General features: G+C 74.7%; 14 protein-coding genes and 1 pseudogene. 5 read left to right on the top strand and 10 right to left on the bottom strand.

Annotated elements, in window-relative coordinates; all coding sequences use genetic code 11:
• From ACFZAU_RS12135 to ACFZAU_RS12145, 3 genes are read right to left on the bottom strand one after another with little or no spacing between them, the layout of a single operon-like run.
• Entirely contained in the window at positions 1–225 is a 225-nt protein-coding gene (locus ACFZAU_RS12135; protein ID WP_500552049.1) for a PIN domain-containing protein, read from the bottom strand.
• A 48-nt stretch (positions 226–273) separates the two neighbouring features.
• A complete protein-coding gene (locus tag ACFZAU_RS12140; RefSeq protein ID WP_500552050.1) occupies positions 274–459 on the bottom strand; it encodes a type II toxin-antitoxin system VapB family antitoxin in 186 nt (61 codons plus the stop codon).
• Between the two features lie 5 nt (positions 460–464).
• Entirely contained in the window at positions 465–2,537 is a 2,073-nt protein-coding gene (locus ACFZAU_RS12145; protein ID WP_500552051.1) for a HelD family protein, read from the bottom strand.
• 261 nt (positions 2,538–2,798) lie between these two features.
• Between ACFZAU_RS12145 and ACFZAU_RS12150 the strand changes: the two genes are divergently transcribed.
• Positions 2,799–2,972, top strand: coding sequence for a hypothetical protein (locus ACFZAU_RS12150; protein WP_499599849.1), 174 nt, complete (start codon positions 2,799–2,801; stop codon positions 2,970–2,972).
• Between the two features lie 25 nt (positions 2,973–2,997).
• Here the strand turns inward: ACFZAU_RS12150 and ACFZAU_RS12155 are convergent, their stop codons facing one another.
• Both ACFZAU_RS12155 and ACFZAU_RS12160 read right to left on the bottom strand, forming a co-directional pair.
• Positions 2,998–4,629, bottom strand: coding sequence for a DNA repair helicase XPB (locus tag ACFZAU_RS12155; RefSeq protein WP_499599851.1), 1,632 nt, complete (start codon positions 4,627–4,629; stop codon positions 2,998–3,000).
• A 140-nt stretch (positions 4,630–4,769) separates the two neighbouring features.
• Positions 4,770–7,187 carry a helicase-associated domain-containing protein gene (locus ACFZAU_RS12160; RefSeq protein WP_500552052.1) on the bottom strand — a complete coding sequence of 806 codons (2,418 nt, stop codon included), beginning with the start codon at positions 7,185–7,187 and terminating at the stop codon, positions 4,770–4,772.
• A 238-nt stretch (positions 7,188–7,425) separates the two neighbouring features.
• On the opposite strand from ACFZAU_RS12160, the gene ACFZAU_RS12165 reads away from it, so the two are divergent.
• Both ACFZAU_RS12165 and ACFZAU_RS12170 read left to right on the top strand, forming a co-directional pair.
• On the top strand, positions 7,426–8,274 hold the full coding sequence (locus ACFZAU_RS12165; RefSeq protein ID WP_500552053.1) for an HAAS signaling domain-containing protein: 849 nt from the start codon (positions 7,426–7,428) through the stop codon (positions 8,272–8,274).
• A 10-nt stretch (positions 8,275–8,284) separates the two neighbouring features.
• Positions 8,285–8,928 (top strand): annotated as a pseudogene (locus ACFZAU_RS12170) (HAD family hydrolase).
• Here ACFZAU_RS12170 and ACFZAU_RS12175 read toward each other — a convergent pair.
• A complete protein-coding gene (locus ACFZAU_RS12175; protein ID WP_499599859.1) occupies positions 8,898–9,143 on the bottom strand; it encodes a hypothetical protein in 246 nt (81 codons plus the stop codon). The pseudogene ACFZAU_RS12170 and the gene ACFZAU_RS12175 overlap by 31 nt on opposite strands.
• A gap of 185 nt (positions 9,144–9,328) precedes the next feature.
• On the opposite strand from ACFZAU_RS12175, the gene ACFZAU_RS12180 reads away from it, so the two are divergent.
• The gene (locus ACFZAU_RS12180) at positions 9,329–9,712 is read left to right on the top strand and encodes a cold-shock protein (RefSeq protein WP_018560023.1); all 384 of its coding nucleotides are present in this window, start codon (positions 9,329–9,331) and stop codon (positions 9,710–9,712) included.
• An 18-nt stretch (positions 9,713–9,730) separates the two neighbouring features.
• On the opposite strand, the gene ACFZAU_RS12185 is transcribed toward ACFZAU_RS12180, so the two are convergent.
• From ACFZAU_RS12185 to ACFZAU_RS12200, 4 genes are all read right to left on the bottom strand, one after another.
• Positions 9,731–10,591: a 1,4-dihydroxy-6-naphtoate synthase gene (locus tag ACFZAU_RS12185; protein WP_500552054.1), complete on the bottom strand. Its 861-nt coding sequence runs from the start codon at positions 10,589–10,591 to the stop codon at positions 9,731–9,733.
• Positions 10,588–11,289: a futalosine hydrolase gene (locus tag ACFZAU_RS12190; protein WP_500552055.1), complete on the bottom strand. Its 702-nt coding sequence runs from the start codon at positions 11,287–11,289 to the stop codon at positions 10,588–10,590. The genes ACFZAU_RS12185 and ACFZAU_RS12190 overlap by 4 nt, the downstream gene beginning before the upstream one ends.
• 29 nt (positions 11,290–11,318) lie before the next feature.
• Positions 11,319–11,789 carry a hypothetical protein gene (locus ACFZAU_RS12195; protein WP_500461116.1) on the bottom strand — a complete coding sequence of 157 codons (471 nt, stop codon included), beginning with the start codon at positions 11,787–11,789 and terminating at the stop codon, positions 11,319–11,321.
• An 81-nt stretch (positions 11,790–11,870) separates the two neighbouring features.
• A complete protein-coding gene (locus tag ACFZAU_RS12200) occupies positions 11,871–13,250 on the bottom strand; it encodes an MFS transporter (protein ID WP_500552056.1) in 1,380 nt (459 codons plus the stop codon).
• A 214-nt stretch (positions 13,251–13,464) separates the two neighbouring features.
• Here ACFZAU_RS12200 and ACFZAU_RS12205 point away from each other — a divergent pair, with 214 nt between their 5' ends.
• Complete coding sequence (locus ACFZAU_RS12205; RefSeq protein WP_500552057.1) at positions 13,465–14,367, top strand: DUF3027 domain-containing protein; 903 nt, start codon at positions 13,465–13,467, stop codon at positions 14,365–14,367.
• Positions 14,368–14,474 lie beyond the last annotated feature (107 nt).

Raw genomic sequence — 14,474 nt, forward strand, 5'->3', positions numbered from 1 at the left:
TCAGTCGGCCGAGCCGGGCGGTACGACCCGTCGGACCGCCTGGTTCGTCACGGCCGCGATGGTGTCGAAGTCCGCGTCGTAGTGCAGGACGGTGATCCGGTACCGCTCGGCGGTGGTGGCGATCAGCAGGTCTGCGATTGAAGCGGCGCGGTGTTGTCCCTTTCTCGGCGAGCAGCGTCCGGACCTCGATGGCGCGGGCGCGGTCTCGCCCAGAGCCGTTCTCACCACCGGTTGCTTCGCGCGCCCAGGCGCACTTGTCGACCGGATACCGGGTCACCGCCACGCGTCCGCCGCTACCTCGGCGTCCCTGACGTCGTCGAAGGCACCCTCGTCGAGCATTTCGATGAACCGCCGCCGTTGGGCGGTGGCCACGGATTCCGCCGGCGCTCCGTTGACCGTCGCCTGTTTCGGCGTGCTGCCCCGTGCGTCCGCCCCCGGAGGGGGCAGCGCGTCGTCCACGTCGGTCACCGTGCGCCAGGGGCCGACCGGAGCGCCTCCGGCAGGGGCGCCGCGTGGAGGACGGCGAGGCCCGAGACCGCCCGGGTGAGGGAGACGTACAGGCGGCGCAGGCCGGTGCGCTCGTCGGGCTCGCCGTCGACGACGGCGGCGGGCTCGTCCAGGACCACGTAGTCGTACTCCAGGCCCTTGGCCAGCGAGGCCGGGACCAGCGTGAGCCGGACCTCCGCGGTGGTCTCCTCGCCGGGGGAGAGGTACGGCAGCCCCGCCGCCGCGAGTGCCCCGGCCAGTTCGGGCAGGCGCGCGTCGGCGGCGATCAGGCCGATCGAGCCCTCGCGGTCCAGCGCCTGCCGGCAGGCGTCGAGCACGGCCGCGGTCAGCTCCGCCGCCGGGACCCCGGTCACCGAGAAGGCGCCCGGGTTCTCCCGGACGGAGGTCGCCTCCTTGAGCCCGGGGGCGATCTCCGGCAGCAGCCGGGACGCGTAGGCGATGACCTCCAGCGGGACGCGGAAGCCCTGGGTCAGCTCCTCGATCCGCGAACCGGGCTTGCCGAGGTGGGTGAGCGCCTCCTCCCACGTCCCGGTCGCCCACGGGGTGGTGCCCTGGGCGAGGTCGCCCAGCACCGTCGCGGAGCCGGTGGAGCAGCGGCGGCCCACCGCCCGGTACTGCATGGGGGAGAGGTCCTGGGCCTCGTCCAGCACGACGTGGCCGAGCGAGGCCGTGCGGTGCACCAGGTCGTTGGCCTCGTCGACCAGCACCGCGTCGGCGGCCGACCACTTCGCGGAGGCCACCGAGCGGGCGGGCTTCTCCCAGAGGATCTCCTTCTGCTCCTCCGCGGTCAGCAAGCCCTCCGCGCACGCGGCCAGGAACTCCGGGTCGGACAGCAGCCGCAGCACCGTCTTCGCCGGGTCCACCGGCGGCCACAGCTCCTTGACGGCCGCCTTGACGGCCGCGTTGCGCGCCACCGCGTCCTGCACCCGGTCGTCGGGGGCCTCGCCGGCCGCCTCCATCCGGACCAGCACGGCGTGCGCGATCCGCTGCGGCAGCGCCTCGCGGGCGGCGCCATAGCGGATGTCGCGCTCCTGCAGCTCGCGGACCAGCTCCTCCAGTTCGTGGGCCGGGATGCGCCAGCGGCGCGAGCCGCGCACCACGACCACCGGCTCGGTGGGCATCGTGATGCCGGAGCGGACCGCGCGCCGCAGCACCTCGGCCATGCGCGCGTCGCCCTTGACGCCGGCGGCGGCCGCCGAGTCGGTGCCCCTGACCGGGACGTGGGCGACCAGGTCGTCGACCGTGGCCTGCTTGACGCTCAGCTCGCCCAGGGCTGGCAGCACCTGCTCGATGTAGTGCAGGAAGGACGCGTTGGGGCCGATGACGAGGGTGCCCGCGCGGGCCAGCCGTTCGCGGTGCGCGTAGAGCAGGTACGCCACCCGGTGCAGGCCGACGGCGGTCTTCCCGGTGCCGGGCGCCCCCTGCACGCAGACCGTGCCGCCGACCCCGGCACGGACGATCTCGTCCTGCTCGGGCTGGATGGTGGCGACGATGTCCCGCATCGGGCCGACGCGCGGCCGCTCGATCTCCTGCTGGAGCAGCTTGCTGGAGGTCTGCGCCTCGGCCGGGTCGGTGAGGTGCTCGTCCTCGTACGCGGTCAGCTCCCCGCCGGTGTAGCCGAAGCGGCGGCGCAGCGCGACGTCCTGCGGGTCGGTGCGGGAGGCCCGGTAGAAGGGCTGGGAGACCGGCGCGCGCCAGTCGATGACCATGGGGTCGCCGTCCGCGTCGTGGACGTGGCGGCGGCCGATGTAGAAGCGGTGCCCGACCTCCTCCCCGCCGAAGGCCTCGCCCTCCTCGTAGTCGAGGCGGCCGAAGAAGAGCGGGGTGTGCGCGAGATCGGCGAGCGCCTTGATGCGGGCGTCGATCTCGGACTGCAGCACTTCCGCGTTCACCCAGTTGGCGGTCACGTCCCGGATGTCGAGGGCCTCGACGTCGGCGCGCATCGCGCGCAGGGCGGAACGGGACTCGGCGAGGTGGGAGCGTTCGCGGTCGAGCGGATTGTCGGCGGTGAGGGACTGTTCCCCTGGCACGGGTTGCCTCCGGCGGCACGTAGGGCATGGCTCAGCCGGCCCCTGACCGGCGCGCACGGGGGCGCGGGGCGGGGCGCTGTCCTGATACGGATCACGACTCGGGCCGACCGGTTTCCGTCCGGCCGGTGGCACCGTCCCCGTCGGGGGCGGGCGGCAAGACGCAGGATCTTACGCTTCGCCGACGGGCGGCGCTAACCGTTATTCCACCCGCCCGTGGCCCGGACCTCTGCCCAAAGCGTCACGGATGCGTACATTGGGGGCATGGCACGACCAGTGGTCTCCCGCGTCCGCGGCAGCACCGCCATCGCCGAGGACGGCGCGCACCGGCATCCGGTCCACCCCGTGGGGGACGCCCTGCGCGCCTTCCGGGTCTTCGTCGCCACGGCCTTCCGCGTGGTGGTGCTGGGCCAGGACGGCGCCGCCGCGCGCGACTGACGCGGCGGCCCCGCGGCCGCGGCCGCTACAGCAGCTCGTCCGCGTCGACGATGCGGTACGCGTACCCCTGCTCGGCCAGGAAGCGCTGCCGGTGCGCGGCGAAGTCCTGGTCGATGGTGTCGCGGGCGACCACGGAGTAGAAGCGGGCCTCGTGGCCGTCGGCTTTCGGCCGCAGCACCCGGCCGAGGCGCTGCGCCTCCTCCTGGCGGGAGCCGAAGGTGCCCGACACCTGGATGGCGACCGTCGCCTCCGGCAGGTCGATCGAGAAGTTGGCCACCTTCGAGACCACGAGCACCGAGATCTCGCCCCGCCGGAACGCGTCGAAGAGCTTCTCGCGCTGCGCGTTCGTCGTCTCGCCCTTGATCACCGGCGCGGCCAGGTGCTCGCCCAGCTCGTCGAGCTGGTCGATGTACTGGCCGATCACCAGGGTCTGCTGCCCGCGGTGCTTGGCCACCAGCGCCTCGGTGACCTTGCGCTTGGTCTCCGTCGTCGCGCAGTAGCGGTACTTCTCCTCCGGCTCGGCGGTCGCGTACGCCAGCCGCTCGGAGTCGCTCAGGTTGACCCGCACCTCCACGCAGTCGGCGGGCGCGATGTAGCCCTGCGCCTCGATCTCCTTCCACGGGGCGTCGAAGCGCTTGGGCCCGATCAGCGAGAAGACGTCCGACTCGCGGCCGTCCTCGCGCACCAGCGTCGCCGTCAGGCCGAGCCGGCGGCGGGCCTGCAGATCGGCGGTGAACTTGAAGACCGGCGCCGGCAGCAGGTGCACCTCGTCGTAGACGATCAAACCCCAGTCACGGGAGTCGAAGAGCTCCAGGTGCGGGTAGACGCCCTTCCGCTTGGTCGTCAGCACCTGGTAGGTGGCGATGGTGACCGGGCGGATCTCCTTGCGGGTGCCGCTGTACTCGCCGATCTCGTCCTCGGTCAGCGAGGTCCGCTTCACCAGCTCGTGCTTCCACTGCCGGGCCGAGACCGTGTTCGTCACGAGGATCAGCGTCGTCGCCTTCGCCTGTGCCATCGCGCCGGCGCCCACCAGCGTCTTGCCGGCGCCGCAGGGCAGCACGACCACGCCGGAGCCGCCGTGCCAGAAGCCGTCCACCGCCTGCTCCTGGTAGGGGCGCAGCTTCCAGCCGTCCTGGTCCAGCTCGATCGGGTGCGCCTCGCCGTCCACGTACCCGGCGAGGTCCTCGGCCGGCCAGCCCAGCTTCAGCAGCACCTGCTTGATCTGGCCGCGCTCGGAGGGGTGGACGACCACCGTGTCGGGGTCGAGCCGGGCGCCCACCAGCGGCGCGACCTTCTTCGAGCGGAGGATCTCCTCCAGCACCGGACGGTCCGTGGTGGTCAGCACCAGGCCGTGCGCCGGGTGCTTGCTCAGCGTCAGCCGGCCGTAGCGGGCCATCGTCTCGGCCACGTCCACCAGCAGCGCGTGCGGCACCGGGTAGCGGGAGTACTGCACGAGCGCGTCCACGACCTGCTCCGCGTCGTGCCCGGCGGCGCGGGCGTTCCACAGCCCCAGCGGCGTGATCCGGTAGGTGTGGATGTGCTCGGGCGCCCGCTCCAGTTCCGCGAAGGGGGCGATGGCACGACGGCACTCGTCGGCGAGCTCGTGGTCGACCTCCAGGAGCAGGGTCTTGTCGCTCTGGACGATCAGGCAGGACACGCAAACCTCCGCGAATGGGCGGGCCGGGACCGGGAGAGGGGCCGGGCTGAACTATCCATGGTCCCCCATCCCGCTGTGCAAACGCCCCGGTCCCCGCGATCGATACCGCGGGCCCGCCCGCCGGGCGCCCCGGTGGCCGGTCAGGCCAGGTCGTCGGCGAGCTCGGCGACACCCGTTATCCGGTGCAGCGCGAAGGTGCGGACCTCGTCCGCGGTGTGGTCGTAGGCGGTGACGAAGCCGCCCTCCACCCGCATCGGGCCGATCACGCGCTGGCTCGCCGCGCCCTCCGCGTTGACGTAGCCGATCCACACCGACTCGCCGGTCAGCACCGCGGCCTGCATCGTCGCCAGCGTCTCGGCCGCCGCCGTGCGCGGCAGCCGGCCGTCGGCGCCCGCGCCCGGGCGGTCCGCGGACTCCCGGCGCACCGCGGTCGAGGCGCGGTCACCCGCCCGGATCGCCTTCACGGCCGCCCCGAGCAGGGTCCCGTCCGGGGTCGGCGGACCGTCCACCACGGGCACCGGCGCGCTGCGCGGCGGCGTGCGCCGGGCGTCCGCGCGGGTGATCAGCACATCGCCCTCGGCGGACTCGGCGGCCGGTGCATGGCCCAGCGCGCGCAGCCGCTCCAGCAGCGTCGCCGGGTCGCTCTGCGCCGCCAGCACCGTCGGCGCCAGCCTGCGCAGCCCGAGGCCGGCCGCCCGGCGGTCGACCAGCAGCTCGCTCAGCAGGGCGTCGTCGTCGCAGCGCACGTACGCCGAGGCCGCGCCCACGCGCAGCCGGCCGTGCCGGCGGGCGACGTCGTCCACGAGGTAGCTCAGCGGCTGCGGCACGGGGGTGCGCGAGTGCGCGGCCAGGAAGGCGTGCAGGTCGGCGGCGGTGCGCCCGGCGTCCAGCGCCCGGCGTACCGACCCCTGGGTGAAGCGGAAGACCGTCGCGCCGCCCTTGGACTCCACGTCCGCCAGCACGTGCAGCGTCTCGGCCAGGTGCGGCTGCAGCGGGCCCGGCGCGACCGCGGTCAGATCCGCCTGGAGCAGCACATGGTCCAGCGGCTCCGGCAGCAGCGGCCCGAGCAGCGCCGCCGCGACGTCCCCGGAACGCCGGAGCAGCGCACGGCCGTGCGCCGACAGCGCGCCGCGGCCGGTGATCCCCAGCAGCTCCGCCTCCGACACCGTCCAGCGCACCAGGTCGGCGCGGAGCGGGTCCATCGCGGCACCGCCCCGCAGCGGGCGCTCCCAGCGCAGCCGGGCCAGCAGCGCGTCCTGGTCCGCGGAGGCGCCCTCGGGGAGCGCGGCCAGCAGCTCCAGCGTCCGCCGGCGCACCTCGGGGGCGAGCGAACGGTCCAGGTCGGGGCCGAGCGCGGCCAGCGCACGGCCCTTCGCGTCCCGCGTGCCGACGACACCGGGCACACGGGTGGCGGCCAGCCACGCCGTGACCAGGGCCGCCCACCGGTCCTCGGCGGGCATGGCCAGCCACACGTCGGCCGCGGGGGTCGGCGCGTATGCCTCGTCCACCTCCCCGTCCGAGGCGATCAGGCCCGCGGCGTAGGCCAGCTCCAGCCAGAACGCGGCCGGTGGCTCCGCCACGTCCAGCGCCGTGGCCACCCGCTTCAGGTCCCGCACGCTCAGCCCGCCGGCGCGCAGCATCGGCGGGCCGCCGGTCTCCCACTGCTTCAGCAGTTCCTCGACCGTGCGGACCGCCGTGAAGGCCTGGCCCGCGGCGGTGTTGTCCACAGCCTGTGGATCGTGTTCCTTCGGCGCCACGTCCGGTGCGACCGGCTCGGGAACCTGGTGCGCCCTGCCGTCGCGCAGGTGCAGGGCCACCTCGCGGGGGAGCACGACGTTGCGCGCCCCGGCCGGCAGCAGCAGCCCCCGCTCCAGCAGCCAGGCCACCGGGGGCGGCGGCACCGACACGTCGGCCACCTCCCCGTACGGCGGGCCCCACGTCAGCCGGCGCAGCACCGCCACGGCCTCGGGGGGCGCCCCGCCGAGCAGCGCCGCCATCCGCGAGTGGTCCGCGAAGAGCGCCGTCAGCGCCCCCACCGCGCTCACCGGGTCGTGCGTCGGCGGCAGCCCTGCCGTGGTGAGGACCTGCTGCAACCGCGTCGGCGACATGCCGGACGTCGCCTCCGCCACCGACGGCCCGAGACCGGTCGGCGACGGGCTCCCCGCGGCCGGGGCCAGGATGTCGCGCGCGGTGCGCACCAGGCGCAGCCGCTCGTCCCCGCCCCACAGCAGTGCCTGCGCCCGCAGCCTCTCCACGGCGCCGGGCAGCGCCTCCGCCGCCTCCGGGCCCATCAGCGCGGCGAGCGCGTCGTAGGGGGCGCCGTCCACCGCGACGGCCAGCGCCTCGGCGGTCTGCAGCGTGAACCGGTCCAGGCGTTCGAGGGCGCGGACGACGGAGGCACGCGTGCCGGCGCGGGTCGCCAGCTGCGAGAGGTCGTTCGGGACCGGGTTCAGCAGGTCCGGGCGCGCCCGGAGCAGTGCGGTCAACGCGTCGTCGCCGCGGGCGCGCAGGTCCTCCGCGAGCGTGCGCGGCGCCGCCGCAGGGCCGTCAGTGCTCATCTCCCCCACACTAGCCCTGCCCGCCCCCGAGCCACGTGGGCGTCGTCCCCGGTTTTCCCCAAGCCTCACCGGCTGCGCCGGGGCTTCCCGGTGCGCGGTCGGCACGCGACCGTGCCGGTGGGTGGGGGTGCGGGCTTGGGCGGTGAGCTGTCGCGGCGTACCTCCGTGCAACGGCGTCCGGGCCGGGGCGGGACGCAACCGTGCCCGGGGTCGGGCCGGGGGGCGGTAGCGTCGGGGCATGGGTGCGGAGGAGAGCGACCGGCTGGTTCTGGACTACCTCAGCAAGGTGGGGGACTTGGCGCAGACGGCCCTGCCGGCGGATCGCCGGCGGGACCTCGTGGCACAGCTGCGCAAGGACATAGACCGGGAGCGGCACGGCAGCGACAACCCCGCTGTGGTGCGGCGGATCCTGGGCCGCCTGGGCGCGCCCGACACCGTGGTGCAGGAGGCCGCCGCGGTGCCCGCGCCCCGCACCCCGCAGGAGCCCGCACCGGCGGAGCCGGAGTGGTGGCGGCTGCCCGAGCAGCGCACGCAGCCCAAGCGCTCCCCGTCGCGGAGGCCCGTGCCCGGGGACGAAGTGGACGGGCTGCCCGGCATGACCGGCGGCCTGATCATCCCCCTCGATCCCGAGGAGGAGGAACCGGAGGCCGTCCCGGCCGACGGGAAGGAGGAGCCGGGGTCCGCGCCGGAACCGGAGGCCGCAGTCCCGGTCCCGGCCGAGCGCCGCAGGCAGTGGCGGTGGCGGGCCGGGGTCCTGGAGACCGCTGCCGCGTTGCTGCTGCTCGCCGGGGCCGTCCTGGGCTCCTGGATCGCGCTCCTCGCCGGCTGGGCCGTGGCGTACGGCTCACGGCGCCTGTCGCGCCGCGCGTCCCGCTTCGCCGCGCTGGGCCTGCCCGGGCTGACGGCGGCGGCCGCGCTCACCTGGATATGGGGCCGCTTCGCCGGACGGTGGGGCGAGCCGATCCCCGAGGGGGGCCTGGACTCCGCGATCGCCGACGCGCTGCCCACGGTCGTGCGGATCGCGGCGGTCGCCTCCGCCGCCTTCCTGCTCTGGCGGGGGAGCAGGGCCCGCCGGCCGCCTCGTTAGAGTGGCTGCCATGCCCGCTTCCCTGCCGCCGTCCCCGATAACGGTCGGTTTCGACCTCGACATGACCCTATCGACTCACGGCCCGGCATCAGGGCCACGTACGAGCGCCTCACCGAGGAGACCGGCGTCCACATCGACGCCGCGCTCGCGGTCACCCGTCTCGGGCCGCCGCTCGACTGGGAGCTGGCGCACTGGTTCCCCGCGGCAGACATCCCCGCGGCCGCCGACCGCTACCGGGAGCTGTACCCCGAGTACGCCGTCGCCCCGACCCCGGCCATGCCCGGGGCGCGCGAGGCCGTCGCCGCCGTCCACGCCGCGGGCGGCCGGGCCGTCGTGGTCACGGCCAAGCACGAGCCCAACGCCAAGCTGCACCTCGCGCACCTGGGTATCGAGGTCGACGAGGTGCGCGGCTGGCTGTGGGCCGAGGCGAAGGCGGAGGCGCTGACCGAGTACGGGGCGGCGGTCTACGTCGGCGACCACGTGGGGGACGTCGTCGGGGCCCGTACGGCCGGCGCGCTGTCCGTGGCGGTGGCCACGGGTCCCGTCACCGCGGACGAACTGCGCGCCGCGGGCGCCGACGTGGTGCTCGCCGACCTGACGGAGTTCCCCGCCTGGTTCGCCTCCTATGCCCCGGATCCGGACGCCGTCGCCTGACGGCTCTGCGCCCGCGCGGAGCGCAGCAGCCCGGCCAGGGCCAGCCCGAAGCCGACGCCCATGAGCATCGACACCAGGTAGGCGGCGGTCGGCAGCGGGTCGGACCCGAGGAAGAGCGGGGCCACGGTGGCGAGAGTGCCGAGTGCGCCGACGACGAAGACGGCGGCGCCGGCGCGCACGAGGAGATCGCCCGGTTTCCGGGTTTCGTTGGTCACCGGACCAGGGTAGATCGCCCGGGGAAGTCGCAGCGCACCGGCCGGATGCGGGCCGGAGCCGTAGGACCACGAAGTCTTGTCACACGCCCCCGGGCCATTAGCCTTATGGGCAGCGGGTCTGCCAAGGACCCGCTGTCTTGCTATCCAAGAGCTTTTTTCTGTCTACAGCGAGGACGAGGTCGGACGTGCCTACCGGCAAGGTCAAGTGGTTCAACAGCGAGAAGGGCTTCGGCTTCCTCTCCCGCGACGACGGCGGCGACGTCTTCGTCCACTCCTCCGTCCTGCCGGACGGCGTGGCCACGCTGAAGCCGGGGCAGCGAGTCGAGTTCGGGGTGGTCGCCGGGCAACGCGGCGACCAGGCCCTCTCGGTGACCCTGCTGGATCCGGCGCCGTCCGTGGCGGCCGCGCAGCGGCGCAAGCCCGACGAACTGCTGCCCATCGTGCAGGACCTCACCACGCTGCTGGAGGACGTCGCCCGCTCGCTGCAGCGCGGCCGTTACCCGGACAAGGCCCACGGCCACAAGATCGCCTCCGTCCTGCGTGTCGTCGCCGACCAGCTGGACGTCTGACCCCGTCCGGGCCCGGGCTCACCACTCGAGCGCGTGCGGGCCGAGGGGCGGCACCAGCCCCTCGGCCGCGGCCCGGGTGAGCAGCCCGCGGACCGCCGCGTAGCCCTCCTCGCCCAGCGCCGACGTGAACTCGTTGACGTACAGCCCGATGTGCTGGTCCGCCACCTTCGGGTCCATCTCCTGCGCGTGCTCCATGACGTAGTCGCGCGAGGCCTCGGGCTCGTCCCAGGCCATGAGGACGGAGGTGCGGGCCGCGTCCGCCAGTTCCCGCAGCCGCTCCTCGCCCAGGGAACGCTTGGCGATGATCGCGCCGAGCGGGATGGGCAGGGTGGTCGTCCGCTCCCAGTGCTCGCCCATGTCCGCGAGCTTGTGCAGTCCGTAGTCCTGGTAGGTGAAGCGCGCCTCGTGGATCACGAGGCCGGCGTCGACCCGGCCGTCCCGCACCGCGGGCATGATCTCGTGGAACGGCAGGACGACGATCTCGCCGACGCCGCCCGGCACTTCGGCGGCCGCCCACAGCCGGAAGAGCAGGTACGCCGTCGAGCGCTCGCTCGGCACCGCCACCGTGCGCCCGCTCAGGTCGGCGCCCGTGCCCGTGCCCTCGTCCCTGGTCAGCACGAGCGGGCCGCAGCCACGGCCCAGCGCGCCGCCGCAGGGCAGCAGCGCGTACTCGTCGAGCACGTAGGGCAGCACCGCGTAGGAGACCTTCAGGACGTCGAACTCGCCGCGCTCGGCCATGCCGTTGGTGATGTCGATGTCCGCGAACGTCACGTCGATCGGCGGCGCGCCCGGGACCCGGCCGTGCGCCCAGGCGTGGAAGACGAAGGTGTCGTTGGGACACGGGGAGTAGGCGATCCGCAGCGCGCGCTCTTGGCTCATGTCCGATCTCCAACGTCGAGTACGGCCGGTTGCTTCCCGAGCAGGGCGAAGGCGTCGGCGAGCGCGTCGAGCGCCTCCCTGATCCGCCAGGCCGCGCGGTCGCGCGGGCCCACGGGATTGGACACCGTACGGAGTTCCAGGACGGGCAGCCCGTGCGCCGCGGCCGCCTCCGCGACGCCGAAGCCCTCCATGGCCTCGGCCAGGACACCCGGATGACGGCGCGTCAGCTCGGTGGCGCGGGCCGCCGTGCCCGTGACCGTCGACACCGTCAGGACCGGCCCGTACGCCGCGCCGAGCACCTCGGCGACCCGGCGTGACAGCGGCCCGGGCGGACGGTGCTCGGAGGTGCCGAAGCCCAGCTCGGCGACCGGGAGGAAGCCCTCCGGGCCCTCCGCGCCCAGGTCGGCGGCGACGACCGCGTCGGCGACGACCGCCGAGCCCACCGGTGCGCCGGGCTGGAAACCGCCGGCGATCCCGGCCGAGACGACCAGCGTGTACTCGGCCGCGGTCAGCGCCGCCGCCGTGCCGGCCCCGGCGGCCGCCGGCCCGACGCCCGCGGCCAGCACGTCCGCCAGCGCGGTGCGCAGCAGGAGGCGGCCACCCGGAACGGGCCGTTCGGCGGCCGCGCCGCCGAGACCGCGCACGACCGCGTCGCGCTCCGCCGGGACGGCGGTGACGACGAGCAGGCGGGGCGTCATGTCCTCGACCGGCGGACCCGGCTGGCGGTTCAGTCCGCCGTCTTCAGCTTGAACTGCCAGACGCCGAGGTAGTCCTGGGCGCTGCCGGTCTCGATGATGTTGAGGGTGACCTCGCTGGCCGAGGCACCTGACTGCGCGTCGGCGAGCAGCGTCTCGGCGTCGAAGGAGCGGTAGGTGGTGTCCTTCAGCAGTCCCGACTTGCCGGAGGTGCCGGCGGCCACGACCCAGCCCTTCTCGGCGATCGCGGGGTCGACGCCGATGCGCACCTTGTCACCGGGCCGGACCGTGATGGTCTTCTCGGGCTTGCCCTGCAGGCAGGCCAGGAAGGCCTGCTCCGTCAGCTTCTTCCCGTCGAGGTAGCACTTGCTGGTGGCCTCGGTGGTCACGGTCCTGTCGCCGACGGTGACGGTCGCCAGGGGGGTCGGCTTCTCGCAGGCGGAGAGGGCGATCAGCCCGAGGGACACGGCACCGAGGGCGGCGGCACGGCGGCGATTGCTCATGAAGGTGAGGCTACCGGGCGGTCGCGCTCCCGCTACGCGGGGGGCCCGCTCGTGTCCCCTGCCTCCCGTGGGCCTCCGTGCTCACACCGTGCGCGGACGCGTCGCCCTTCCCCGGGCGCCGGTGGCCAGACCGCGGACCGAGAACACGACGCCGAGCGCCACCAGAGTCGCCCCCACCGCCATCCCGAGCGTGCCGTGGAGGGGCAGCACGATGCCGATGGCGCCGCCGATGACCCAGGCCAGCTGGAGTGCGGTCTCCGAGCGGGCGAACGCCGAGGTGCGCACCTCCTCCGGCACGTCACGCTGGATCAGGGCGTCCAGCGAGAGCTTGCCCAGCGCCTGTGCGATGCCCGCCGCGGCCGCGACGACGGCGATGGTCAGCACCCCGTACCAGGCCGCCGCCAGGCACGTCGCCGCCAGGGCGGCGGCCAGCGCGCTGATGATGATCCGCTCCGGTCCGCGGGCGCGCAGCCAGGAGCCGAGCGCGGTGCCGAAGGCGTTGCCGGAGCCCGCCGCCACCGCGACCAGGCCCAGCGACACGGGCCCCGACAGGCCGCCCAGCGGATGCTCACGCAGCAGGAACGCGAGGAAGAGCGTCAGGAACCCCGACAGCGCCCGCAGCGCGGCGTTGGCCTGCAGGGCGTGCAGCACCGGGCCGCCGACGCTCCGCAGCCCCGGCCGCTTCTCCCGCCACTGCCGGCCCAGGCGGTGCGGCTCGACGTCCTCGCCCGCGCTCAGCTCGGCGCGCGCCTCGCCCTTGGCGGAGTCCACCTTGTGCGGGAGGGAGAAGGACAGCAGCGTCCCGCAGACGAACACGACGAACGCCCCGTACAGCGGCACGCCCGGCCCGATCAGATGCAGCAGCCCGCCGATCGGCGCCGCCAGCGCCGTGGCCAGCAGGCCGGTCAGACTCACCCGGGAGTTCGCCTTCACCAGCGTCGTGCGCACCGGCAGCAGCCGCGGCACCACCGCGCTGCGCACCACCCCGTACGCCTTCGACGCCACGAGCACGCCCAAGGCGGCCGGATACAGCTCCAGTCCGGCGGTCGCCACCACCCCGGCCATCGTCCAGGCCAGGATCGCCCGGGCCAGCATCGACATCGCCATCGCGGCGCGCCGCCCGTGCGGGATCCGGTCCAGCAGCGGACCGACCACCGGGGCCAGGAGCGCGAACGGGGCCATCGTGACCAGCAGGTAGAGCGCCACCCGGCCGCGCGCCTCGCCGGTCGGCACGGAGAAGAAGATCGTGCTGGCGAGCGCCACGGTGATCAGCATGTCGCCGGCCGAGTTCACGGCGTGCAGCTCGATCAGCTTCGCCAGGCCCGACTCGCCCGCCCCGCCCGAATGCGTGTGCCGCCTGAAGCGGCGCACCACGGCGGACGACGTACGCTGCGTGGCGCGCGCGACGGCGTTCCCCGCCCTGCGAACCCGTCCGGGGCCGGACGTCACTGTGCGTGCCACGCTCGCCAGTCTGCCCTACCGGGCGGCTTTCCGAACGGGGCGCGCACCGATAGCGTGCGATCGCGCAGAATGGAGTCATCAGGTGCGCCCGTGGACGTACGGGCAGGCAGCGTTTGAAGCGGTCCTCCGGTCCGCTCCGCCACCGCCCCGCCCGACCCTCGGCGGCGCACGCGTAAGACGGCGTAGGAGAGAATCGATTCTTGTGAGTGCTGCGATGCGAAGCCGTACCCCAGACCGCCTGTGCGTCGAGGCGGTCGACCTCGCCCTCGAAGCCGCCGTCGAGGCCTTCGGCGAGAAAGCGGTGGGCGAGCACCTCGGCGCGGTCGCCGAGGGCGACCGTGTCGTGACGCACCTGTTCGACTGCCGCGAGGCCGCCTACCGCGGCTGGCGGTGGGCGGTCACGCTCACCCGGGCCTCCCGCGCCAAGTCGATCACCCTGGACGAGACGGTGCTCGTGCCCGGGCCCGAGGCCGTCCTCGCGCCCGAATGGGTGCCGTGGAGCGAGCGCCTGCGCCCCGGCGACCTCGGCCCCGGCGACCTGCTGCCCACCGAGGCGGAGGACCTGCGCCTGGAGGCCGGCTTCTCCGGGGAGGACGTGCCGCCGCCGAACTCGCCGGTCTCCGAAGAGATGGCCGAACTCGTCGAGGCCGAGGACGCCGACGTCTCCGGCGGACCGCCCGCGGCCCTGCCGCTGGCGCCCACGGTCGGCACGATCGGCGCCGTCGCGGAGGAGATCGGCATGGCCCGGCCGCGCGTGCTGTCCCGCTACGGGCTGCACGTCGCCGCGGACCGCTGGGAGGACGAGTACGGCCCCAAGGCCCCCATGGCCCAGGCCGCGCCCGCCCAGTGCGTCTCCTGCGGCTTCCTAGTCCCCATCGCGGGCTCCCTGCGGCAGGCCTTCGGCGTCTGCGCCAACGAGTTCTCCCCGGCCGACGGGCGCGTCGTCTCCCTCGCCTACGGGTGCGGGGCGCACTCCGAGGCCGCGGTCATGCCGAAGACCCCGCGCCCGGCCCCGCCCGTCCTCGACGAGACCGCGGTCGAGCCGCTCCCCCTCCACCCGGACCGCCACGGCTCCGTCGAGGACACCACCCCGGCCGAGGAACTCGGCCACAGCTGACGGCTCCGCCGGTCCCCCGGGGCACCTCGCGGGGTGCCCCGGCCGTTGCCTGGTGGCGTGCCGGTTCGCGCGTCGGGTGCGGGTGCGGGTGCGGGTGCGGGTGCGGC

The organism is Streptomyces sp. NPDC008238, assembly GCF_042956445.1.
Lineage (GTDB): Bacteria > Actinomycetota > Actinomycetes > Streptomycetales > Streptomycetaceae > Actinacidiphila.